Consider the following 25,788-nt stretch of genomic DNA (forward strand, 5'->3'; position numbering starts at 1 on the left):
TACAGGAAAATATGGGGATTCAAAGAATTGTAATTACATTCATATTATGTTTGATAACAGGGTTTAATTATGCTCAAAATGACCAAAAAGAGTCCATTACACAACCCAACATAGTTAGTTTCCAAAAAGAACCGGGAAAAGTGACAATCCATGAAGATGTACGGATTAAAAAGCTATTGTCTATCAAGACGGATATGGATAAGAAAGGTAGTTTAAGTGAAAACTATCGTATACAATTGTATTACGGCAATAATAATGAAGCTCAAAAGGTACTGACAAAGGCTCAGGAAGAATTTCCGCAGTGGGATGCCAGCATTATTTGGGAAACTCCGAACTTTAAGGTATGGCTAGGAAATTATCGCACTAAACTGGAAGTAGATCGTGCTTTAAAAGAAGTGAAAAAGACGTTTAAAACCGCTTTTAGCTTTAAACCCGAATAGCATTTTCGATCTAACTTTAAACCTAAAATATAAAAAAGTTGTGTTTACTAAATAAACACAACTTTTTTTATGAAGTTACTTTTTAAAAAAAGGCTTTTGACTTATAAAGACACTATAACGTTTTTTTAACCGCTACTTCCTGATAACATTCTACAATATCACCTTCTTTAATATCATTGTAGTTTTTAATTTGAAGTCCACAGTCATATCCTTTGGATACTTCTTTAACATCATCTTTAAACCTCTTTAGCGAAGCCAGTTCACCGGTATAAACTACTACCCCATCCCGAATTAAACGTACTCCTGCATTTCTAATAATTTTACCTGTAAGTACCATACAACCTGCAATAGTTCCGATCTTGGAAATTTTAAAGGTTTCCCGAATCTCTGCCGTACCTGTAATTTCTTCTTTCATCACCGGTGATAGCATACCTTCCATGGCATCCTTTAAATCGTTGATCGCATCATAGATAATAGAATAGGTCCTAATATCAATTTCTTCTTTATCAGCAACCATACGGGCATTACCTGCCGGACGTACATTAAATCCAATGATAATTGCGTCTGATGCAGAAGCTAAGAGCACATCACTCTCTGTAATTGCACCTACTGCCTTATGGATAATATTAACATGAATTTCTTCTGTTGATAATTTCTGGAATGAATCTGTTAAAGCTTCTACAGAACCATCCACATCACCTTTTAAAATAATGTTTAGTTCCTTAAAATCTCCCAGGGCAATACGTCTTCCAATTTCGTCAAGCGTGATATGACGTTGCGTTCTAACGGATTGCTCTCGATGTAATTGTGCTCTTTTTGACGCAATATCTTTAGCTTCTCTTTCGTCTTCTAATACGTTAAACTTATCACCTGCTTGCGGCGCACCATCAAGACCTAAAATAGATACTGGTGTGGAAGGACCAGCTTCTTTTACATTCTTACCTCTTTCATCCTGCATGGCTTTTACCTTACCACTATTCTTACCAGCTAATACATAATCTCCGATACGAAGGGTTCCGGTTTGTACTAAAATGGTAGAGACATAACCTCTTCCTTTGTCCAAGAAAGCTTCGATTACTGTTCCGGAAGCAAACCTTTTTGGATTTGCTTTTAATTCTAATATTTCGGCTTCTAATAATACTTTTTCCAGAAGTTCTTTAACTCCCTGACCTGTTTTTGCCGAGATATCGTGAGATTGTATTTTACCTCCCCAATCTTCAACAAGCAAGTTCATGGAAGCTAGCTTTTCTTTGATCTTCTCCGGGTTTGCTTCGGGACGGTCTACCTTATTGATTGCAAACACAATAGGTACTCCGGCAGCTTGTGCGTGACTAATAGCTTCCTTAGTTTGTGGCATGATATCATCATCTGCTGCAATCACAATGATTGCTAAATCCGTTACCTGCGCACCCCTTGCCCGCATTGCAGTAAAGGCTTCGTGACCGGGAGTATCCAGGAATGCTATTTTTTGCCCACCTTCTAACTGAACCCCATAAGCTCCAATATGCTGTGTAATCCCTCCGCTTTCTCCGGCAATTACATTTTCTTTACGTATATAATCCAGTAAGGATGTTTTACCATGATCGACATGACCCATGACCGTTACAATCGGTGCACGATTCACTAAGTCTTCGGGTGCATCAGTTACTTCTTCAATAGCATCTTCAATATCAGCAGTTACAAAGTTTACTTCATAACCGAATTCATCTGCTACAATAGACAAGGTTTCTGCATCCAGTCTTTGGTTCATAGTTACCATAATCCCCAATGACATACATGCTGAAATCACCTGGGTAGTGGGTACACTCATCATAGTTGCCACTTCAGAAACCGTAACGAATTCTGTTACTTGTAATACTTTGTTGTCCTGTTCTTGCTGCGCAACATCATCTTCGACTTTTTGCCTATGTTGATCTCTTTTATCTCTACGGTATTTGGCTGCTTTGGATTTATTGGATTTACCCTGAAGCTTTTCTAAGGTTTCCCTAACTTGTTTTTGTACTTCTGCTTCAGTTGGTTCCTCTTTAGTAACCGCAGGACGACGTCCTTTACCAGCATTTTGACCACCTCTACCGCGATTATTGCCTCCCCGGTTGCCAGCTTGTCCACCGGGACGGCCTCCTGCTGATGTATCTTTACTGATACGGCGTCTTCGCTTTTTAGGATCTCCGGATGAGGCTTTATCGTCTTTCTTTTTAACCGGTTTTTTAAACTGCGTTAAATCAATTTTTTGACCCGTAAAGTTAGGGCCATCCAGTTTTTTATACTTAGTCTCTACCACTTCGGATACTGCTGGTACTTCGGGTTCTGCAGTTTCCTTTTCTGCCTTGGTTTCATTGGATACCGTGGCAGTTTCTTCTTTTTTGGCTTTATTTTGTTCTATATCAATTTGAGCTACCTTAACAATTCCTTTTTTCACAGGACGGTTAGAAACTACTTCGGGTATCGTTTCTTTAGGTTCAGCTACCGGTTCTTCCTTATTTGTTTCAATTTTAGGTTCTTCTGACTTTGCTTCGGCGATCGGTGGGTTTTCTTTTTTCGGAGCATTCAGGTCAATCTTACCTACTTGTTTAGGGCCATTTAATTGTGCTTTAGCTCTCACTACTTCTCTTGCCTCCGCACGCTTACGCCTTTCTTCCTGTTCAGACTCTATCTGAACACGCAAAGCTTCCTTCTCCTTCCTCTTTTCTTCCCCTACTTCTTTGGACGCTACCTTCTTGCTTTTGTCCGTTTGAAATTCATCAAACAAAAGCTGATAGATATCCGTAGAAATCTTTGTGGTAGGACGTGCATCTATCTCGTGACCTTTTGCATTCAAAAAGTCCACCGCCCGATCCAGCGAGATATTGAATTCACGTAATACCTTATTTAATCTCATTGTTTTTGCTTCAGCCATAAATGCCCTTCTTATTTTATGCTCAAATATAATTTAATTGAAGCTATTAATCTTCAAATTCCGATTTTAAAATTTTAACCACTTCATTGATGGTTTCTTCTTCCAGATCAGTACGTTTCACTAAATCGTTAACATCTTGCTCAAGGATACTTTTTGCCGTATCCAGGCCAATTTTTCCAAATTCTTCAATGATCCAGGAATCAATTTCATCAGAGAATTCTGTTAACTCTACATCTTCTTCTGCCCCTTCTCTAAATACATCGATTTCAAATCCGGTTAATTGTCCGGCTAACCGTATGTTATGCCCGCCTCTACCGATAGCTTTGGAAACTTCTTCCGGACGTAGCATCACTTCTGCACGATGATTTTCTTCATCTAATTTTACCGAGGTAACTCTAGCCGGACTTAAAGCCCGGGTAACAAACAATTGCACGTTATTAGTATAATTAATAACATCAATATTTTCGTTACCTAATTCACGAACAATCCCATGAATACGTGATCCTTTCATCCCAACACAAGCTCCTACCGGATCAATCCGGTCATCATAAGAGTCTACGGCTACTTTTGCTTTTTCGCCAGGAATCCGAACTACTTTTTTAACGGTGATTAACCCGTCAAAAACTTCAGGGATTTCAGATTCAAATAATTTTTCTAAGAACAAAGGAGCGGTCCTGGACATAATAATCGCAGGTTTATTTCCTTTTAGTTCTACGGACTCAATAACTCCTCTTACATTTTCACCTTTTCTGAAGAAATCAGAAGGAATCTGTCGGTCTTTTGGTAAAATAATCTCATTCCCTTCATCGTCCAATAAAATAATAGCACGGTGTCGAATATGATGTACTTCTGCTGTATAGATCTCTCCTTCAAGGTCTTTAAACTGCTTATAGATATTTGTATTATCGTGTTCGTGAATCTTAGAAATTAAGTTTTGACGTAATGCTAAAATAGATCTTCTTCCTAATTGTATTAATTTAACTTCTTCAGATACATCTTCACCTACTTCAAAATCCGGCTCAATCCTTCTGGCTGCAGTTAGCGATATTTCCGAATTATCATCTTCTACCTCTCCATCTGCTACAACTACCCGGTTTCTCCAAATCTCCAAATCTCCTTTATCCGGATTGATTATAATATCAAAGTTATCATCACTTCCGAATTTCTTTTTTAAAGCATTTCTAAATACGTCTTCCAAAATGGCCATTAACGTAACCCTATCAATTAGTTTATCATCTTTAAACTCTGAAAATGACTCTATTAATTGGATATTTTCCATATCAATATATTATTAAAATGTTATCATAACTTTAGCTTCTTTAATATCTTCGTAAGCAATTGCTGCTTCTTTTACTACCGTTACCTTTCCTTTACCTACAGGCTTAGGTTCTCTTGTTTTCCAGGTTAATTTTATGTTATCTTCTTCCACTTGTATCAATTCCCCTTCTACTTGATTACCATCTGCCGTTTTTACATTTAACTTCCGACCTACGTTTTTAGGATATTGCCTGGGGTGAACCAAGCCTTCTGATACCCCTGCTGACATTACCTGAAGTGAAAAATCTTCTTCTTCTCTGTCCAGATTATGCTCTATAGCCCTACTGACCATGATACAATCTTCAACAGTAACTCCCTGATCTCCGTCAATTATAATTTCTATGGTATGATCGGGATGTACGGACATTTTTATAAGAAAAAGATCAGACCTGTCTTCTAAAGCTTTGTTTAATAAATCTTCAACTTTGGATTGCAATGGCATACCTAGATAAAAAGAGGGGACTTTTCGTCCCCTCTCCGGTTTTTAATTTTTTCAATGGTGCAAAGATAGGTAATTCTAATTAAGATTCAAAATCGAGGTAGCTTATGTTTTTCAGGTATTTAGCTACTGTTTTTAATTTCAATAGTATTCATGTCTGGTAAGGATTCAAAACTCGCCTGTAGACGGACAGGTCGCTATCGCTTCTAGAAGCAAGAATTAAGACTAGTTACTATAATACTTAAAATCAGTATTATAAAATTATCCTCTGGCTTTAGTTTACAATAGCGTTGGTGTATCAAAATCAACCTAATTATTTTATTTACAGCTATCTATCCTATTCTAAATCCTTTCCAAAGGAAAGGACTTTCAGCTACCTTCCCTTTGGAAAGGGCTGGGGGTAGGATTGATTTATATGAATTAGAATTAACTACGCTAAGCTTAAAATACACGTTTGGATTCGGATTCTTTTTAATTAAAATCAATCTATTTCAATATGACGGAAATAGTTGATACATAATCTTAACTACTACTAATCACCTAATACAGAAGCCCGCTTGTAAAATCCACCTGTTTATTGATATCCTAACACATTTAAAATTCTCAATATATGGCTTACATGTAATCTTGTTAGATTTTTTAATACTTTAGAGGAAATAATTAATAAAAGAATTTTTTATTCACCTATATCCCATCCTTATGAAAAAAATATTAGTTCCAACTGATTTTTCCGAACAGGCGGAAAGTGCTTTAAAGGTTGCTGCACAGCTGGCAAAAAAGTACCAAAGCCAAATTTACCTACTTCATATTATTGAATTACCGGTACATCTGGTTGACTTAATGGCTACTCCTACTCCTAGCGCTCCGGAGGCTATTTATTTTATGAAAGAAACGCATAAGAAATTCGAAGAGTTGTTAGCAAAAGAGTATTTGAATGGTATTGAAGTTCATGAAACCGTAAGTTTTGAAGATATTAGGGAAGGTGTAATGAGTACCTGCACTAAAAACATGATTGATTTTATTGTAATGGGGTCTCATGGATCTTCTGGTTTTGAAGAGTTTTTTATTGGTTCTAATGCTGAAAAGATTGTTCGTTTTGCAAAACAACCCGTTTTAGTAATTAAAGAAGATTGCGATGTTTTTAATATCGGAAGCGTAGTGTATGCTACTAACTTTGAAGTAGAAGAAAAACCTGCTATTGCTGCCATCGCTAACTTTGCCAAGCAAATTGAGGCGCAATTGCATGTGGTATGGATCAATACTGCCAGTTCTTTTAAATCTACTAAGGAAGCAGAAGATGAGATGAAAAACATGTTAAGTGGAATTGATGTTGTACAACCTTCTCTTAGCATTTATAACGATACTAATGTAGAAAAAGGAATTTTAAATTTTGCTGAATCCGTAAACGCAGGTTTAATTGGTATTGGAACCCACGGAAGAAAAGGTCTATCGCACTTTATTAATGGAAGTGTGGGCGAAGATGTGGTAAATCATGCAAAACGACCGGTGTTAACTTATAAGATATAAGGTATACTATTGGTACAATTCCCTTTTGGATTTAATCAAAAAAAGCTGCCCTTTCGGACAGCTTTTTTGATTTCTACGTAATTTTTAGCTAGAATTACTATTTTCTTAAACAAAGAAATGACTATTGTTTTAAAAATTTTAATGTTTGTTTTTCTTTATTTCCATCAATTACCATAAAATAAATTCCGTTAGAAAGCGACTGAATATCAAAAGTAGCACCTGAACCTCGAGCAGCAACTTCAGAAATTACTTTTTTACCAAGGGTGTTGTATATAGTAACTACGGCAGGTTCAGAAAGTCCTTTTAAGGCTATTATATCCTGTGCTGGATTGGGCACTAGAAATAAAGCATTAGATGCATCTACTTCCCCTAAGGATAAGGTATTACTTTTACAATTAAATACGATGGATGTCCAACGCCCTCTGGCAAAAGCGGTTGAGTTACCTTCTGGTATCTTTCCATTTGTATTTGAGTTGAATTCCACCCTCACCTTAGCTCCTTTAGTTATTGAAATATCTTTAAATGTTGCTACGATAGGTCGGTAATCAGTATCTGTTTCCGGATTTTGAAAAGTTCCAACTACTTTATTGTTAATGACTACTCTGTAAGAGCTTTCTCCGTCTAATTCTGCAAGAGTATTTAAAGCAATGTTGTAGACACCAGTTTCCCCTCTAAAGGTTGCCTCTGCCGCAGCAAACTTATCTTTATAGAGTGATGCATTAATAGCTAAGGCTTTGCGTGCTCTATCTTTATAGGCAGGAGAAAAACCAGATACATCAATTGTCGGAAAATCAGTAAGCGCATTTAGGGTGATACTACCACAGTTGGTATCTGTGTCGTCACAATCCGTATTTACTAGAATCTGAGGGCTGGTTGTTCCTTCTTTAGCATAAAAAGAAACATCATTAGAACCGGAATGTTTTACAATCAAAGAAACTCTTTCTCCTTGCGAGATATTAGAAAGTTCCCATTCGTAAGTCTGATCTTTGTTAAAATTACCTGTTATAGAACCTATTTTTACACCTTCAGAAGGTTTATTGTTATTTGACAAATTGGCTTCGGTCCAGGAGTTAGAGGTTCCTTTAAATATATCAATCGTACCTTGTCCCGGATCATTATTGACCGTCAATTGTAATTTAATCGATTCCACTTTTTTAGTAGTGGAAGGAACTACAAATTGTAAGTAAGCGATCCTATTGCCTCGTTCGGTTCGTAATGCATCTGTGTTTACACGAGTATTTCCTTCCAGATAAGCATCTTGAGTAGGGGCACTTGTAAGATTTTTACAATCGGAATCCACATTGGATTCTCCTTTTATCAATGCCACCCAATCACTATTATCAGGAGCTGATAAAGTATTGGTTATTGTCTGAGGAGAGGACAGGTTTCCTCCGGTTCTGGGGTTATACCATTGTACTTTCCAGTTTCCTGACGGAAGCGTAATTTTTGTAGTTCCACCGTTAGGACGATATACTGCATAGATTTTACCTGCCTTAGCAAAAACATAATCATTGTTATCTGTGGTTGCTGCATCTGCACTTAACATATCTACTATATCTTCTTGCAGATAGGTATTGAAAAAAGTTAAGGCATATCCACCTTGTTTGTACTTATCTCCTCTTTTTCGATGGTCATTCCCATTAATATCCCCATCATCATTAGTGTATCCACTATAATATTCGACTCCGGTACCTCCTGCAAGCAAGGTTGCCCAGAGCACTTTATCCCTTATTTGTTTATCAGATACTCGAACTCCTTCTGCAGCACTACCTTGTTCGTCATTTGCAACTACCCATTTTTTACCTTCGCTTCGGGATTTCTGCAACCACCTTCTCACGTCATCATGAACTTTATTTTGATTAGTTTGAATAGAAGCTCCGGTTAATTCCGATTTATTGCCTATTAATGGATTATAACGCTGGTCTTGTTCACCCGGATAGGTATGGATAACCATGTGATGGTTATACGGGTCAATACTTTTAATATACTTGGCCGTTTCTTTGACTACATTATCCTTTAAAGTAGTTTCTTCGGTTAAATTCCAGTTTAACGCTAAATGATGACCGAATCTGGCAATTAATTCCCGATAATATAATTTTCGTTCCCGCCCGAAGTTATTGCCGTCCATAAGGTTGTCATTTTCGGTTTCCATCGTTTTAAAATGAAGAAACATTCCTTTTTTATCTCCATATTCCATAAATTTTTCCCATTGTGCCAGTTTAGAAACATCAAAACGGTCTTTATTTACTTTACTCCATTGTTGTCCCCTGGGAGTATTCCCGTATTCTTTAAGTGAGACTTTTAAGGTATGCGGAAAAACGGCACCTCCATCTCCACTGGTATTCCAGGTTAAAAAAGAAATAGCATTTGCCCCCTGTCCTGCCAGATAATTAATCATACCCAGAATTTCAGTACCCTTTCCATTTCCCCAGGTATAGGCTCCGGCATCATTTGTATTATAATCCCGTTGATGTGGTTGCCAGGTTTTATTTCCAATTTTATTTAAATTATTATTAAAACTGGGAGTGGCATCAAAATCAACATAATTCAGGGTATTTTCGGGAGAGTCCGCTCCGGCTTTTACAAACCATACTCCGTTTGGGTTATCCGGATTAGTTCCAGCATATCTCAAATAATGTTCTCCTACATAAGATAGCATTCCTTTTTCTTTAGCACGAAGATCTCTTCCGGACTTATCAGATTCTGCTATCTGAAAAGACCCGGTTTTACCATCCATAAAACCAGCGGAAGCGCCTCCGGTTTTAATAGCTATATCATCTCCGGTTTTAAAAGAAGCCGTCCATTGCCACCTTCCGGTTTTTCCGGGTGCAAAGTGAACTTTCCAGACTGCACCGGAATCACAACTAGTATCTGCAGGATTTTCACAACCTGCATAATACCCGGGAACGGTATAGGAGCTTGATCCGTTAGTAAAAGTAACGTCCAGGCGATAATTGGTAAATGGGTTCGGATTACTGGATTCTGATGAATTAGGTCCTGTAAATGATAAGGTTATTTTGTGCCATCGTTTTAATTCACCTGATGGATTTTGAGCAAGGAGCATACTGCTCATAGCACATACGGCCAGAAGCGTAAAAATTGATTTCATAAAAATTGAGTTTCAATCCGCTTCTATTTCTTTGTTTTTCAATAGAATCGGACCTGTGTTAATTGTATTTAGTTAATGTGAATATAACGATAACTGATTACAATTCGTATATGTTTTATGCTTAAACTATTAAAAAAATAAGGAATAGACTATCCCTTTATTTCAATTTCTTCCAGATTTTTTCCAATTCGTTCTCAATCAGATGTATTTTATCATGGACTACATCTGTAAATTCAGGAATGCGATGACAAAAAATATAACGTACCCGCCATAATTCTTTTACTTCTGAAATAGTATATGTGGCATCTTCGATATTTTTATGGTCCGCTCTTAAGGTTATTGAATTTTTAGTAACGTACAACCTTCTAAAAATAAGTTTATCATCAACCAAACTAAATACTAAGGTATTATTGTTTAGTTTTTTAATAATATCTAAAGGAACTCTTTCTCCGATGACAATATCCTTAGGGTAAAAACCCGTATCATGATGTGTCATTTCCAAGTTAGAAACGGTATATGCTCTAAATTCCTTTTCTGGGTTAATTGGTAATTGTATTACAGGTAGTTCTTTAATAAAACCTGCATCTTTATAAGAGGTTATGTATTCGCTACTATTTTTTTCCGTAATACAAGGTATTACTGCAAATTGCTCTCTTTTTAATTGCTCGGTATAAGTAGTAAGGTCTCCTTTAAATTGTAATAATTCATTGACTGTTAATTCGTTTTTTAGCAAACTATCTATTTGTATACTAAAATGATTAGCAATTTTAATAATCGTATCTATTTTAGGCTCACTTCTACCCTCTTCATAAGCTCCTAAAGTACCTCTCTTTAAGTCAAATAACTCTGCGAATGCTTGTTGACTTAACTTTTTGACACTCCGTATCTTTTTAATATTTCTTCCAAAATATGACATAATTTGCTAATTAAATTTGCAATTTTAAAATTTAAATGTATATTTGTCTAACAATAATAGCTAATTCTTATTAACTATACTAATATAAACAGGAAATATGGTATTTATATTTTGCACAAATAGAAATACTAAAAAATTTAGCAATTATTAATTACTAACATTAAACAACTTTTTATTATGCTTTTTACACTTTTACATTTTACCGATCATGCAGTTTGTACATTAGAGTTTATATGTAGGATATAAACCATATTAGTATATTACTTACTTTTTACAACGGCATTTATAACTAAACTTACTTTAATAACCATTCAAAAAAATAATTATATGCAGGATCATTTCCAGTTGGTAAAGGACTATTTATTACAACTTCATTGTACTATCCATCATGAGAACAAGAAAGATGGTATTATTATGCTGAGTAAGGAAAATGAAGGAATTAAGAATTTAATCCTAGGTATTGCTTCTCCCATCTTGATTATAGAACAGTTTATTTTTAATATTAAAAATAAAAATGAACTGGTGTACCGTAGCCTGCTTCAAAAGAACAGGGATATTGTACATGGAGCTTTTGTTCTGGATCATACGGGTGAAAAAGTAATTTTCAGAGATACTTTACAACTGGAAAACCTGGACCTAAATGAATTAGAAGGAACTTTAAATTCACTTGGTTTATTGCTAAGTGAATATTCCGAACAGATTATTAATTTTTCAAAATATTAAACTATGAATTTTTTCAAACGATTATTTAAAATAGGAGAAGCAGAAGCCAATTCGGCTATTGATAAGATGGAAGACCCTATTAAAATGACAGAACAAGGTATCCGGGATATGAAAACGGATTTAACTAAAAGCACAGAAGCCCTGGCTCAGGTAAAAGCCTTGGCCATACGCTCCAAAAATACTACCGAAGAATTTGTAACCAAGGCTGAAGATTATGAACAAAAAGCGATGTTGATCCTTAAAAAAGCGCAAAATGGTACTATGGAATCTATCGAAGCGGATCGATTAGCAAAAGAAGCGTTGATTAAAAAAGAAGAAGCCGTACAACAAGCTAACCGTGGTAAAGAGGAGACGGATAAATTTGATAAGTCCGTTTCTCAATTAGAAAAAAATATTCAGGAAATTAAACAGAATATCAGCAGATGGGAAAATGAGTTAAAAACGCTGAAAGCTCGCGTTAAGGTATCTGCTGCAACTAAAAATGTAAATAAGCAAATGGCTGCTATTGACGGTTCAAGTACGGTTTCTATGCTAGAGCGCATGAAGGATAAAGTCAGCCAGGATGAAGCTGTAGCGGAAGCGTATGGAGATATTGCAAATGCATCAAAGTCCATTGATGACGAATTAGATAAAGCAGCTAATGTTACGGAATCTAACGCAGAAGATGACCTGGCGCAATTAAAGAAAAAGCTGGGGATAGAGAAATCCTAATTAAAATTACCGTCAAAACAAGTAACATTTTTAACTGAAACACTACTAATTGTAGTAATTGTTAAGATAACGATTAATAGCGTTTCTTGTATCACCTTATTATATGATAAGATTGTATATAACTCTATATTTATTATTAGGCTTTGCAACCTTAAGAAGTTTGCTAACTCCTAGAAAGTAGATTGTCCAACCTTTAATTGAACCATTGAATGAAAGAATTATTTGACATAGCCATATCCATCGTGAATCTCCCGTTAACCGTCCTTTTAGGAGCACTCGTACTTTACTGGATTTTAACAACGCTTACTGGTTTGGATCTTGATTTTTTTGATGGAGATATTGATATGGATGTCGATACAGATGTGGATTTTGATGCACGAGCAAATCTGGATGTTCAGGATATTTCTAATACAGAAGTTAAAAAAGAAGAGGTCCTTCGGAGACGGGGTAAGTTAAACTTTTTTCAGGTTTTTTTACTGTACTTTAACTTTGTAGGACTGCCATTTATGTTTACGTTCACTTTTTTTGTACTGTTCTGGTGGGCGCTGACCATGGCAGGAACCTCTATTACCCATAGCTATGCTAATGATTTTGGATTTCTGTTTTTCTTCGGTAGTATACTTCCGGCCTTATTAATTACTAAAATAGTAACGAAACCTTTTAAACGATTCTTTACAAATTTCAATAATAAAGGAGAGGTTGCCCTTGAATTTTTAGGTCGAGAAGGTGTACTGCAAAGTGCTATTTCAGGAGATCGCCTGACTACTTTAGAAATAAAAATTCAATCAGATCCGATTAAAGTAATGGTACAATCTAAAAATGGCCTGCCTATTTCAGCCAATACTCCGGTAACCATCGTCAATCAAGTAAAAAACAAACAAATTTATATTATTCAACCTTTAAATCACTAGACACTTATGAGCAATTTAGCAAGTTTAGCCATTATTGTGGTGGCCGGCATTGTACTCCTTATCGTACTCTATTTTATAATTATTGCCATCTTTTACAAGAAGATCCCGCAAGGAGAAGCCCTGGTTCGTACCGGTTTTGGGGGGACGGCTGTTGCCTTTGATAAAGGATTATACGTAATTCCTGTTTTACATAAAGTAGAAATCATGGATATTGCCATCAAAAAGATTGAAATCGAACGTTCCGGACTGAACGGTTTGATATGTAAAGATAACATCCGGGCAGATATTAAAGTTGCGTTTTTCGTAAAGGTGAATAAATCCGTAGAAGATATTATTAACGTTGCTCAAACCATTGGATGTAATAGAGCTTCGGAAATTGAAACTTTACGAAGTCTTTTTGATGCTAAATTTTCAGAAGCTCTAAAAACGGTAGGTAAAAAGTTTGAATTTGTAGAGTTGTACGAAGCCCGACGGGAATTTAGGGATGAAATTATTAATATTATCGGTACCGATCTTAACGGATATATCCTTGATGACTGCGCTATTGACGATCTAGAGCAGACTTCGCTGGATATTATGAAACCAGATAATATTCTGGATGCTGAGGGTATTAAGAAAATTACTGAATTGACTGCTGCGCAAAATATTAAATCCAACCTAATTAAACGGGATGAGGAAAAGATTATCCGTAAACAAGATGTAGAAGCTAGAGAAGCCATTTTGGAACTGGACAAGCAGTTGGCTGAAAAAGAAGAACAGCAACGAAGAGAAATCTCTAATATAAAAGCCAGGGAAGAAGCTGAAATATTAAAGGTAAGTGAAGAAGAGCGCCTGAAGGCAGAAACAGCACGAATTATTACCGAAGAAAAAGTAAAAGTTGCCGAAGAAAATATGGAACGCCAAATTATCGTGGCAGCTAAAAATAAGCAACGAACGGATGCTGTAGAAACCGAACGGGTAGAAAAAGACCGATTACTGGAAGCTACGGAAAGAGAGCGTATTGTTACTTTAGCTCAGATTGAAAAAGAAAAGGTAGTTGAAGTAGAAAAGAAAAATATTCAGGATGTGATCAGGGACCGGGTGATGCTGGAAAAAGGAGTGGTTGAAGAACAGGAGAATATGAAAGATATTGAAGCCTTTAAAACCGCAGACCGGGATAAGCAAGTAAAAATTACCGTGGCTGAAGCTGAGGCACAGGAAAGCTTAATCAAAACTATTAAAGCAGCGGAAGCACAAAAAGAAGCGGCAAAACAGAAAGCAGAAGAAATCAATATTGAAGCTCAGGCTCAAAAAGAAGCAAGTCAAAAAGAAGCCGAAGCCCGTAAAACTTTAGCAGAAGCTACGGCTAAAGAAGAAGCAACTATCGGAATGTCCGAAGCACAGGTGATGCATGCTAAGGCAGATGCCAACGAAAGACAAGGACTAGTAGAGGCTAATATTATTGAAAAGAAAGCAAAAGCAGAAGCAGCCGGCATTCTAGCCAAAGCTGAAGCTATTAAAGAAGAAGGTTTAGCCGAAGCTGAAGTTATTAAGGAAAAAGCTATTGCTGATGCCGCAGGTATTGAAGAAAAGGCGAATGCTATGAAAAAACTAGATGGCGTAGGAAAAGAACATGAAGAATTTAAACTACGACTAGACAAAGAATTACAGGTAGATCTTGCAGAAATCAATATCCAAAAAGAAATTGCAGATGCACAATCTTTAGTTATTGCAGAAGCTTTAAAAGCAGCCAATATTGATATCGTAGGTGGGGAAACTATGTTCTTTGACCAGATTGTCGGTCAGGTAACTAAAGCCAAAGGTTTTGACCGATTGGTAAAACATAGCGATAATATACAGGATGTTAAAGATGCCATTTTAGGCAGTGATGATGTAAAAGGTAACTTACTGGAAAAAGTAAAAGAATTTGCAACTAAATACGGAATTTCTTCTGAAGACATTAAAAATCTAACTATTGCTAATTTATTGATGGATTTAAAGAAAAAATCTAATAGTCAGGAAGAAACAGATCTTTTTAGTAACCTGCTTAATCTAGCTAAAGGGTTGGGATTATCTGATCGGAAATTGTAATGCCCCCTAGCCCCCAAAGGGGGGAATGACTCAGGTTGAGGAAATTTCGACAAGCTCAATTTGTCAAAATTTCGACAAGCTCAATCTGTCAAGACTTCGACAAGTTCAATCTTGTCAATTGAATCAACTTTTAGACAATCTTTAAAACAATTTGAATTATGGGAGCAACAGCAATGATTTCTAGTATTAAGTCTAATGACCGAAGAGGAAAAAGAGCCACTTTCGGTTATTTAAACAGCCATCCAAGAGTTTCTAAAAACAGGCTTCACATTGAACCTGTGCCAGAAAGCGTTTTAAAAGATATCCGCCAGAAGTTAAAAGTGCAACGCATAAAAGAACGAAGGCTACAAATTATCTTCTTTATGATTGCTTTGGCTATTATCTTATCCTTAGGGTATCAAATGTCATTTATGAACGGAGCGGATGTGAATCATTTTTTTAGTTTGTTTAAGCGAGGGTGATTTTGAATTATTACTTAGCTATGAATCGCTAAGCGGGAACTTTACCTCCCCTGATTTATCGTTGATAAATCTGTCCCCTTCTCCAGGAGGTGGGGAACTTTTAAGGTAATCATCGGATTTTAATAATATTAAGCAATGAAGAAAAAACAAATTCATAATAGGAAGGTACTTGAGCCATACCGTAAAAAGCTTCGGAATCATGGAACTTCTGCCGAGGCTTTCTTATGGAAGTTTTTACAGAGAAGTCAATTAGAAGGCAGGAAATTCAGACGCCAACATAGTATTGGAAATTACATTGTAGATTTCTACTGTCCGAAAGAAAAATTAATTATAGAATTAGACGGTGAATATCACAACCGTCCGGATGTACAAATAAAAGATCAAATTAGAACCGACTATTTGGAAGGTTTAGGGTTTACCGTTATTCGTTTTGAAAATAAAATAGTATTTGATCATCTCCCTTCAGTACTGAAGGGTATTAAAGATCATTTTAAATAGTACTACTTAATAGAGCGCCTTTTACGAAGTAAAACAGCCCGTAAGCTCTCCTCTTCGTAGAGGAGGAGAATGAATTCGCTTTTAGCGAAGAAGGAGGTGGTGGGGAGCCGCACCACCCTGAATTTATCTTTGATAAATTCTTCCCTCCTCCCGGAGGAGGGAACTCAATAAGAACTTTAATTAGTGTTTTTAGAAGAAAACTATGGAAGAAACAAACAATATAGCACAGAATCAATTGGACGGTGGGACGTATGAAATCATCCAAAATCGCTTGCAAAAACAAAAAAATGAACTTCAAAACCGTCTTTTACAACTAAATGATGCGCGTAAAGAAGTTTTTGGTAGTGTAGAAACCAAGTTGATTGCTAATAATCGGATCAATACCGAGAATAATTGTATTGCCAGGGATATAGTGACTATTGGAGACTATTGTTTGTTCGGATATAATGTACACTTCGGGTTGCGAACGGATATTCAACTTGAGGATGTTTTTAGTATCTACAGGTATGAAGATGATCATTTTTCTGCTTTATCCTTAGACCTACTACAAAATACCGTTTTTATAGACGATTTTACCAACCTTTATAAATATTACCGGAATACCATATTTTCTAAATTTGCAGTTATTGGAAATTACCTCTATATGGTATTTCAACTAAGTGAAAGTGTTTCTGATATTAAAACCTTCAAGTGGTTGATCAATGAGAATAGCTTGTTCTATGTTGATAATCGAAGTGATCACGAATTTAAATTTCCAAAACAATATGAATTTACCTGGACAGAGGTAACCCGGGATATGCACCGTTATGGCACGCATCCTCATATTTCTATTGTAGACAAAGTATTTGTTGAAACCGTAGGTGGTGATTTGACTATAAAAATAGAAGATAATACGGAGGATGGTAAAGGAATTCTAAACGAACCCGTAGCTCAGGCGGACCAAACCCTGGATGATGGACAATATCGTTTTGCTGATTTAGGAAATTTAATTGCTTTAGAAATCAAACCTTTTCAGGAAACACCACGTTATTTTGTATACAATCATAAAATACAAGAGGTAAAGCGAATCGACACTATTAAAGATGCTTGTCTTCTACTTCCTGATGAACAAGGAATTATTTATCCTAATGGGTATTACCTGCAATCCGGGGCTTTTAAGTTTTTTAATAACGAAATTAATAATGTTACTTTTCAAGAGAAGATAAGTTCGCCTAATGGCGAAGATTTTCTTTATGTGTTCTACGAAAGTAAAAAAGGTTTGTATGTGTTAATGTCTTACAACATCATAGAGCAGGAAGTTAAAACACCCATTATATGTAATGGTTTTACCATTTTAGAACAAGGTGAGCTTTGTTACTTTAAAACCGAAGACGAGCAAACCAAGCATCATGTTATCCAGATTTGGCAAACCCCTTTTTTAAAAGGAACGCTTATGCCTTCAGAACATGCGGATACGCTACTATATAAAATCGGTAACAAGGATATTGTCAAAGCTATTGCAGAATGTAATGCTTTGATTACATTATTAAATAAAGAAGATAACTACGAAGGCTTATATGATGATGTTGCCAAATACTCTACTAATATTACCGATAGCTATTATTGGATTCAAGAAGAAGAAACATTTCGGCTGGATGTTCCTTTAGAAGAAATTAATCACGCGGCTAATGCTGCTATCGACGAATTTGAAAAAGTAGTTCAACTCCGTAAAACTGCGGTAAATGTTACCCAGGAGACTCAAGACAAAGCCAAAGCTGTATTTATTAAGATAAAGAGTAGTACTTTCCGGTCTGTTGAAGAATTTGTAGAGGTATTATCGCAACTACGAACATTAAGGGGTGAAATTATTAGTCTCCATAATATCCGATACGTAGACAAAACCTTCCTTGAAGAACTTGAAGATCAAATTGCTACGCAAACCGAAAAGATTTCGCAACGTTGTGTTCAATTTTTACTAAATGACCAAGCCTTAGCACCCTATCAGCTACGAATTGAAGAAAAAAAAGGAGAACTTGCAAAAATTAAAAAAGTAATCAAAGCTAAAAGCTTAGAAAAAGAAGTAAATCAAATTGCTACTGACCTTGAACTACTGATTGATATTGTTTCTAATTTGGAAATTGAGGACACCTCTCATTCTACTCAGATTATTGATACCATTTCATTACTGTTTGCTACTATTAACCAATTAAAAGCCGGAATTAAAAATAAAATACGTGCTTTGGGCAGCAAAGAAGCAACCGCAGAATTTGCAGCACAAATCAAGTTGGTAGACCAAAGTATCATTAATTACCTTGACATTGCCAATACTCCCGAAAAAACAGATGAATTACTTAATAAAGTCTCAGTTCAACTAGAAGACCTGGAAGGTCGGTTTACCGATTTTGAAGAATTTATCACCAAGATTATTGAAAAAAGGGAAGAGGTTTATAATGCTTTTGAAACCCGTAAAAATAGCTTAATTGAAGCCAGAAACAAAAAAGCTACTTCTCTAGAAAGCGCAGCCACCCGGATATTAAAAGGAGTTAGTAAAAAAGCGTTATCTTTTGATTCGGTTGTAGCAATAAACGGATATTTTGCTTCGGATTTAATGATCAGCAAACTGCGGGATATGGTTGATCAATTGCAAAAATTGGATGACGCCGGAAAAGCCGAAGGAATAGAAACTGCTATTAAAGTTGCTAAAGAAGATGCTATACGTAAGCTGAAAGACAAGCAAGACCTTTATGAAGATGGTGAAAATGTTATTAAGTTAGGAAAACATAAATTTGGTGTAAATCGCCAACCTCTTGACTTAACCATTGTTTACAAAGAGGAAGTACTACAATATCATCTTACTGGAACGGACTTTTATCAAAAAGTAAAAAATGAAATACTATTACAATCAAAAAAATATTGGGATCAAGAACTAATCTCAGAAAATCCGAAAGTATACCGTTCGGCATATTTAGCTTATAAAATATTTACAGAAAATAATAAAAATGAACTTCTATCCTTAGATGAGGATCAACTTCTGGAAGTTGTAAGGTCCTCAAGTAGTAAAAGTTATTCTGAAGGATATGTAAAAGGGGTTCATGATGTGGATGCGGTAAAAATCCTAACTGTTTTAATACGTAAACATCATGATTTAGGGTTGCTTCGCTATACACCTCATACCAGAGCATTCGCACAATACTTTTGGCACAACCTGCCATCAGAAAAACACACTTATTGGAACCACAGGTTAAAAGCTGCAGGAGAAGTATTAGCCGTTTTTCCAGAAAGTAAAGAATATCAGCAAACCCTTTACCGTCTGGAAGATGAAATTGGTAGTGTATTTTCTAAAGATTTAATCGAAATTAATGGCTCTTTTGAGAAAAATAATGGAAGAATAGCCATGTATCTTTTTGAAGAGCTACAAAGCAACGATACGTTTTGTATCAGTGAAACAGCTCATGGATTGTACGAAAACTTTATTTCGGAATTAAAAAGAAAAAATGTATTTAACAATTTTCAGAAAAACATTTCAAAAGATCTGAACAGTCCGCAAAATAGTAATGATCAAATTAATATCATGGTGCAATGGGTGGATTCCTATTTACAACAGGAACATCCGGAAAAGACACACTATACGCATGAAGTAATTTGCATTTTACTATATAAAGACGAAGCAGCTTCTGAAGTAATTCATGTGACCCCTTATGATACTATTCTATCATTAAAGGGCAGTCATCCAACTATTATTGAAGAAAATTATCTTTTTGATTATCATGAGTTCATTGAGAAATTATCTGAATTTACCACTACTGAAGTTTCTGCTTTTGAAGCCTTTAGAAAAGCTAAACATGTAGTTACCGAAAAACTTAAGGAAGAACTTAAACTACAAGAGTTTAAACCCCGGGTATTATCTTCTTTTGTTCGTAATAAATTAATTAATGAAGTGTATCTACCCTTGTTCGGAGATAATTTATCCAAACAGTTGGGAAGCATTGGAGATAGTAAACGAACGGATCGTATGGGGATGTTACTTTTAATTTCGCCGCCGGGATACGGTAAGACTACGCTTATGGAATATATGGCTAACCGGTTAGGATTGGTTTTTATGAAAATTAACGGCCCTTCCATCGGTCATGAAGTTACCTCTGTAGATCCGGCATCGGCAACAAATGCGGCCGCCAGGGAAGAATTGAAAAAATTAAACCTGGCTTTAGAAATGGGTACTAATGTGATGTTGTACCTGGATGATATCCAACATTGCAATCCTGAATTTTTACAAAAATTTATTTCTCTTGCCGACGGAACACGAAGAATGGAAGGGGTTTATCGTGGGAAATCCAAAACCTACGATTTACGAAGTAAGCGATTTTGTGTAGTCATGGCAGGTAATCCGTATACGGAAAGCGGAGAAAAATTTCAGATTCCGGATATGCTGGCTAACCGGGCCGATATCTACAACCTGGGAGACATTATTGGAGATACTGCCGAATTATTTAGGTTAAGTTTAATTGAAAACTCGCTTACCTCAAATCCTATTTTACATCAATTAAGTAGTACCTATTTTGAAGATATCTATCAATTTATAAAGATGATAGAAACCGGAACGCAGGAAGGACTGGAATTAAAAGGTAATTATTCTAAACAAGAAATACAGGATTATTTATCTGTTTTAAAGAAGGTAATCATAGTAAGAGATCTTGTAGCTATAGTCAACGAAAATTATATTCAATCCGCAGCAACCGAGGATGCTTATCGTACCGAACCTCCATTTAAGTTACAAGGTTCTTATAGAGATATGAATAAACTGGTCGCTAAGATTGTTCCCATTATGAACGAAAAAGAGTTACAGGTACAGCTACTTTCTCATTATGAAAACGAATCGCAAACCCTAACCCGCACCGCCGAAGCCAATCTTTTAAAATATAAAGAATTAGCTCAAATTATTACGGAGCAAGAAAAAGAACGCTGGAATTTGATAAAAGAAACCTTTCTAAAAAATAACAAATTGAAAGATTACGGAAGAAATAATGAAATAGCACAGGTATTAGAACAGCTAGTGCAGTTTAATAGTCATTTATCAGGCATTCAACAAGTTTTAAAAGGCAATTCTAAAAACTAGGCTTTCACATTAAAAAGGTTCTAATTTTAAGCATTTATTCCACTTTTATTACTTGAATATGAAATGAGCTAATGAAATTTTGTTTATATGTACATTGCCTTGGATTATTTCTCTAGTTTTAGCATTAAATCAATTATTATTTTAGATTATCATGTTTAAAATTATTTCCTTTTCTTTTTTAGTAGTAATTCCCGCTATTATTTTTGCTCAAAACTCCTCATCGCTAGTTAAAAGAGATACAACTGAATCAGAATCTACAGATAAAACTCGCTGGCAAATGTTAGGTTATGATGGAAAAGCAGCAGTAGGAAGTGTCCTTAATGCTTTTTCGCAACCCGTGCGATGGCAGGGGAAAGATTGGTTAACCTTTGGTGGGGTTGCTGCAGGAACTGCTATTTTATATGCTTTTGACGATAATACACAACGTTTTTTTAACGATCAGGAAGATGATATTCCACAGGTAGTTAAAGAATTTGGGTTTAGGATTGGAAAACCACTAATTAACTACGGACTAACTACCGGAATATATGTTACCGGGCTTATTACTAAGAATGAAAAAATTAGAAGAACCGGAGTGTTACTGATCGCTTCTGCTACCGCCGGAGGATTGATTCAATCTGTGGTTAAAACCGTAGCTGGAAGAGCCCGTCCGGGAACAGGTTTGGGTAAAGATCAATTTAGGTTTTATGATGAACGAGCCGGGTTTCATTCTCTTCCTTCCGGACATACGGTTCTGGCTGTTACTACCGCACATGCATTAGCAAAACAATTTAAAAACCCATTTACTAAAACCGGAATTTATTTAATTGGAGCCATTTCTCCCATTTCCCGAATATGGTCAGGAGCGCATTGGGTTACAGATGTTTTCCTAGGTGCTGCTATGAGTGTTGCTATTGTAGAAGGAGTAGATCATTATCTGAATCGAAAAGAATTTTACAGCAACTACAAGAAAACGGCGGCTATTCGCTGGAACTTATCTGTGGGTGCAGGAAGTCTTGGTTTGAGAGGTACTTTTTAAAGTAGGTATAAGATAGGGTACTAAAAATCGAATTAACTACTCAGCCTAAGTATATTTTTATTTTATTGTTGGCGGTAATCTAAAAAACATTATGAATATAAAAATTTAGGATAAGACTTTAATATTCACTACTTTTGCGAAATGAAAGCGACAGCATTAGGTCATATAATAACTGACTATGTTAATAGTAAAGGGGTAACTGTATCACCAAAAAAATTGCAGAAACTTGTTTATTATGTAGAAGCTTGGCATTTAGTTCATTTCGATTCCGAATTAATTGACGAGAATTTTGAAGCTTGGGTTCACGGACCTGTTGTGCCTGAATTATATCAAGATTTAAAACAGTTTGGATATAATGATATCCAAATCATCAATGACGAACTTGACTCTTCTGAAGAAAGAATTAAAAAAGTCGCTAAAGAAAATGATTTGACCGAAAATCAAATTCAACTTATCTATTCTGTTTTAAACAAATATGGAACTTTAAGCTCATTTGAACTTGAAATGTTAACTCATAGTGAGCAACCTTGGATTGAAGCAAGGAAAGATTTTCCACCTCATGAAAGATGCACTAATGTTATTCCTAAAAATAGAATGAAAGAATTCTATTCTGCTCAATTAGCAGCCTAAATGGCAAAAAAGAGTAATAAAAAAGGATTTGAAATTCCAGACCCTAAAAATCAACTCGAAAGTGCAATAAATTCATTGTCCAAATATAAAGTTGGAGAGCAAGGTATATCTTTTCATTCTGTCAAAAATTTAAAGCCAATTTTTGCATTTGACTATTTATCCCTTAATGAGACAAAGTTATGCTTTAATGTTAAAACTAATGACCGAGATGATTTATTGGGTTTTTTAGAGGGTTTGAAAAAAGTTTCCAGTTTTACTTACGAAAAAATGCGTTTAACAAAAGCGTTGAGATTTCACTCGATAGATTTGTTAGATAAAAAAGTTAACTTAAATCCTTCTGATTTTCTCAGAGTTCTCGCACCAAGCTATCGTGGAATGACAGAAGACGAGCTTCCTACTCTTTACCAATTTGATTTACAATATAAAATTGAAGCGCGTGCTGTCGGATTTTTGTATAAAGGAGTTTTCTATATAGTTTGGTACGACCGAAATCATGTAATCTACCCGAAAAAATAAAGCCTACTTGCCAACAATGTATACAACTCTGCGAGAAGGATAGATAACATTTGTATTTATTTACTAGCCACAGAACTTTCTTTATCCACTTTCAATTTTACATTTTCAACTACATACGTACCCATGTTTTTACCTTGAAGTAAACCCAAATCAATTGCAGAACGGTAATGAATTCCCCCATACAAACGACTTACTGCAGCTTCTTCGGCAGCTTGATAAAAAGAAGAAAAAGATCTGACCGGTAATCCGTAGGCAACTTCTGTAGTGTCATCAAAGGAAAAGTTATCACCGAAAATATCGGTAAGTACAGTTGCAGCAGCTCCGGAAACTACTGAGTGTCCGCTTGTATACTCCGGAAACGGTGGAGTTTGCAAAATCGGTTCCCAATCCTGATCTATGTATTGATTGATTAAAGTTTCAGGTCGGATTAAGTTACTACGGTATTTTTCATCCCAGCAACTAATAAATGCATCTGCAATGGCTACAGAAGTACGCGTGTAGGCATATATGGTTTTTATAAAATCCGTATTAGTCTTTTGACATGCTATTTTGCAAATCCCAATCCAATGGGCACCAGGTGTAATTTTTTTAGTTGCAAACATCAAATGACCTTTATGGGTGGATACATAAGGATTACAATCCCAGAATTGAGCAATTTTTAGTTTTTCTGAGGACTCGCCTTCTTCCCTGATTTGTTTTCCTACTTTATAAGTTTCAACTACTTCTTTATAAAACGAAGTTTCTTTTTCTAGTGAAAATTTAGGAAAAGGATTGGGTTTAAATTGTGACGGATCTTTTAATACCATCGGCCTAATTTTTGCCCAGTGTGGTTCGATACCGCTCATATAATCCGGTGGAGTTGGTTGCCAGCGAGAAGGATCATCCGTATTTACAGAGAACTTCGGCATAGTTCGGGTTTGTGCGTAATTATCGGCTTTATACCAATCTTTGATATGGTTTGCTACCTTCTCTCCATATTCTTTTGAAACTTCAAAAGAATTTTTATTTACGGTATGCCAATTCTTGTATAAACTATCTTGATACTGCTGTATTCGATCTTCAGAAAATAATAAAGATTTTCCTACTTCCAAATAAGCAATTAAAGCTGCTACTTCCAGATGTACTATAGACGTATCTGCTTTTTGTACAGGTTGTAGATCCTTCACTTGAGAAGCCAAGGTTTTGTAATTCTTGCTTGATTGTTGTATTACCTCATACGCTGCTATATTCGCATAATTGTAGATACGACTAGCGACCGGTGGCGAAAATATATCATGAACCATTACCTCTGTAATTTTATCAACAGCTTCATGATAATTTGCAGAAGTTACTTCAATTTTACTACTTTGATTTTGACATGAAAAGAAAGCTAACATGTATATGATGATAAACAAAGTATATACGATTTTTTGTAAACTAGATAGTAAGTTATTCGTAGAAAAGAAACTACAATATTTCAAATTCATGTTTTATTAGGTTTCTTAAAGGGTAATAGTATAAAGAACTTTTTTACAAAATTAAAACTATTTATATGAATTACAAGCATTTAAACCATATTGCATATATCCAAAAAATTCCGCTTCAATTAAGAAACGGAATTTATTAGTAATTTATATTTAGTTGTATTTTTAATCTTGAGCCACTACTGCTTTACCATTTACTCTTGCATTTAAACTCCAATTGTAATCAGTATACCCTTTATTAGATTGCTTTGCAATTTTTACATTCGCATATTTATTAATAAAATCAACCACGTCTCCCCCGTTTACTTTAAAATCTTTTTTAAACCAGGTGAAGATTTTAGAAACTTTTACTTGATTTTTTGTAATAATATTACGGGTAGGATCATTGATAAATTGACGGGTTTGTGTATCCAAAGCTTCATCTACATTTGATGCGGTATATGCACGATTCCAAACTACGGGACAACTATAAGAAGCACAGTTAATTGCAAAATGAATTCTCGGATCACCAAATTTTCTTAAAATTTCATGTTCTAACTGACCCAAACTATACCATTCGCCACTGATCTTAAAAAATTCTTTTTCCCAGGGATCTTTAATATCTTTTATACTTTTTACCGGATAGCTATCTATAATTAATTTAATTGTATAGGCGTTATATGCATTTATCCAGTAAGCCAACTTTTCTTCTCTAGACCAACTTTCTTGAGGAGGATTGGCTGAAAGCTGAGCAAAATACCTATATAGAAGGGAACTATCCTGCATAAAACCTTCGTAATCTACCTGACCATCATCAGAAACATTTAATAATAGTGCTTGATCCCATAGATTGTGATCAAATGAAGAAGTTTGCGCTTGAGAAATAAATACCGTAAAGGTAAAAATTACGGTATAAAGGAATTTAGGGGTATTCATAATTAGTTTTTTTAAGGTTTGTATTCCTAATATTTTGATCACACTTTTAAGTGATGATGAAAACATTGATGTAATAGTCCTAACAAAATCTTAAAACTTACAGAATGTATGGTTGAACCCTCCTAGATTAAAGAAT

At 35.5% G+C, this 25,788-nt stretch carries 19 protein-coding genes; 12 read left to right on the plus strand and 7 right to left on the minus strand.

What is annotated here, in order from left to right; genetic code table 11:
* Positions 1-11: 11 nt before the first annotated feature.
* The gene (locus NBT05_RS01830) at positions 12-440 is read left to right on the plus strand and encodes an SPOR domain-containing protein (RefSeq protein WP_265771718.1); all 429 of its coding nucleotides are present in this window, start codon (positions 12-14) and stop codon (positions 438-440) included.
* A 112-nt stretch (positions 441-552) separates the two neighbouring features.
* Here the strand turns inward: NBT05_RS01830 and infB are convergent, their stop codons facing one another.
* The 3 genes from infB to rimP are packed head-to-tail and all read right to left on the minus strand — an operon-like array spanning position 553 to position 5,095.
* Positions 553-3,336, minus strand: a complete 2,784-nt coding sequence (gene infB / locus NBT05_RS01835; RefSeq protein ID WP_265771719.1) for a translation initiation factor IF-2 — start codon at positions 3,334-3,336, stop codon at positions 553-555.
* 46 nt (positions 3,337-3,382) lie between these two features.
* Complete coding sequence (gene nusA, locus NBT05_RS01840) at positions 3,383-4,615, minus strand: transcription termination factor NusA (RefSeq protein ID WP_265771721.1); 1,233 nt, start codon at positions 4,613-4,615, stop codon at positions 3,383-3,385.
* Between the two features lie 12 nt (positions 4,616-4,627).
* Positions 4,628-5,095, minus strand: coding sequence for a ribosome assembly cofactor RimP (gene rimP / locus NBT05_RS01845; RefSeq protein ID WP_265771722.1), 468 nt, complete (start codon positions 5,093-5,095; stop codon positions 4,628-4,630).
* Between the two features lie 696 nt (positions 5,096-5,791).
* On the opposite strand from rimP, the gene NBT05_RS01850 reads away from it, so the two are divergent.
* On the plus strand, positions 5,792-6,619 hold the full coding sequence (locus NBT05_RS01850; protein WP_265771723.1) for a universal stress protein: 828 nt from the start codon (positions 5,792-5,794) through the stop codon (positions 6,617-6,619).
* Positions 6,620-6,740: 121 nt separating this feature from the next.
* Here NBT05_RS01850 and NBT05_RS01855 read toward each other — a convergent pair whose 3' ends face one another.
* Positions 6,741-9,728 carry a DUF5060 domain-containing protein gene (locus tag NBT05_RS01855; RefSeq protein ID WP_265771724.1) on the minus strand — a complete coding sequence of 996 codons (2,988 nt, stop codon included), beginning with the start codon at positions 9,726-9,728 and terminating at the stop codon, positions 6,741-6,743.
* A 157-nt stretch (positions 9,729-9,885) separates the two neighbouring features.
* On the minus strand, positions 9,886-10,644 hold the full coding sequence (locus tag NBT05_RS01860) for a helix-turn-helix domain-containing protein (protein WP_265771725.1): 759 nt from the start codon (positions 10,642-10,644) through the stop codon (positions 9,886-9,888).
* A gap of 327 nt (positions 10,645-10,971) precedes the next feature.
* Here NBT05_RS01860 and NBT05_RS01865 point away from each other — a divergent pair, with 327 nt between their 5' ends.
* The 10 genes from NBT05_RS01865 (at position 10,972) to NBT05_RS01910 (ending at position 23,274) form a co-directional block, all read left to right on the plus strand.
* Entirely contained in the window at positions 10,972-11,367 is a 396-nt protein-coding gene (locus NBT05_RS01865) for a CesT family type III secretion system chaperone (protein WP_265771726.1), read from the plus strand.
* A 3-nt stretch (positions 11,368-11,370) separates the two neighbouring features.
* Positions 11,371-12,078 (plus strand): PspA/IM30 family protein, encoded by a 708-nt coding sequence (locus NBT05_RS01870; RefSeq protein ID WP_265771727.1) that lies wholly within the window; start codon positions 11,371-11,373, stop codon positions 12,076-12,078.
* 209 nt (positions 12,079-12,287) lie between these two features.
* Positions 12,288-12,989 (plus strand): hypothetical protein, encoded by a 702-nt coding sequence (locus NBT05_RS01875; protein ID WP_265771728.1) that lies wholly within the window; start codon positions 12,288-12,290, stop codon positions 12,987-12,989.
* A gap of 6 nt (positions 12,990-12,995) precedes the next feature.
* Positions 12,996-15,059: a flotillin family protein gene (locus NBT05_RS01880; protein ID WP_265771729.1), complete on the plus strand. Its 2,064-nt coding sequence runs from the start codon at positions 12,996-12,998 to the stop codon at positions 15,057-15,059.
* Positions 15,060-15,217: 158 nt separating this feature from the next.
* The gene (locus NBT05_RS01885; RefSeq protein ID WP_265771730.1) at positions 15,218-15,520 is read left to right on the plus strand and encodes a hypothetical protein; all 303 of its coding nucleotides are present in this window, start codon (positions 15,218-15,220) and stop codon (positions 15,518-15,520) included.
* A gap of 135 nt (positions 15,521-15,655) precedes the next feature.
* On the plus strand, positions 15,656-16,018 hold the full coding sequence (locus tag NBT05_RS01890; protein WP_265771731.1) for an endonuclease domain-containing protein: 363 nt from the start codon (positions 15,656-15,658) through the stop codon (positions 16,016-16,018).
* 202 nt (positions 16,019-16,220) lie between these two features.
* Positions 16,221-21,110 carry a DNA repair ATPase gene (locus NBT05_RS01895; RefSeq protein ID WP_265771732.1) on the plus strand — a complete coding sequence of 1,630 codons (4,890 nt, stop codon included), beginning with the start codon at positions 16,221-16,223 and terminating at the stop codon, positions 21,108-21,110.
* A 151-nt stretch (positions 21,111-21,261) separates the two neighbouring features.
* The gene (locus NBT05_RS01900) at positions 21,262-22,128 is read left to right on the plus strand and encodes a phosphatase PAP2 family protein (RefSeq protein ID WP_265771733.1); all 867 of its coding nucleotides are present in this window, start codon (positions 21,262-21,264) and stop codon (positions 22,126-22,128) included.
* A 141-nt stretch (positions 22,129-22,269) separates the two neighbouring features.
* Complete coding sequence (locus NBT05_RS01905) at positions 22,270-22,758, plus strand: Panacea domain-containing protein (RefSeq protein ID WP_265771734.1); 489 nt, start codon at positions 22,270-22,272, stop codon at positions 22,756-22,758.
* Positions 22,759-23,274, plus strand: coding sequence for a hypothetical protein (locus NBT05_RS01910; RefSeq protein WP_265771735.1), 516 nt, complete (start codon positions 22,759-22,761; stop codon positions 23,272-23,274). It begins immediately after the preceding gene.
* A 56-nt stretch (positions 23,275-23,330) separates the two neighbouring features.
* On the opposite strand, the gene NBT05_RS01915 is transcribed toward NBT05_RS01910, so the two are convergent.
* Complete coding sequence (locus NBT05_RS01915; RefSeq protein WP_416346181.1) at positions 23,331-24,740, minus strand: vanadium-dependent haloperoxidase; 1,410 nt, start codon at positions 24,738-24,740, stop codon at positions 23,331-23,333.
* Between the two features lie 162 nt (positions 24,741-24,902).
* On the minus strand, positions 24,903-25,652 hold the full coding sequence (locus NBT05_RS01920) for a DUF547 domain-containing protein (protein WP_265771736.1): 750 nt from the start codon (positions 25,650-25,652) through the stop codon (positions 24,903-24,905).
* Positions 25,653-25,788 lie beyond the last annotated feature (136 nt).

The organism is Aquimarina sp. ERC-38 (assembly GCF_026222555.1).
Classification (GTDB): domain Bacteria; phylum Bacteroidota; class Bacteroidia; order Flavobacteriales; family Flavobacteriaceae; genus Aquimarina.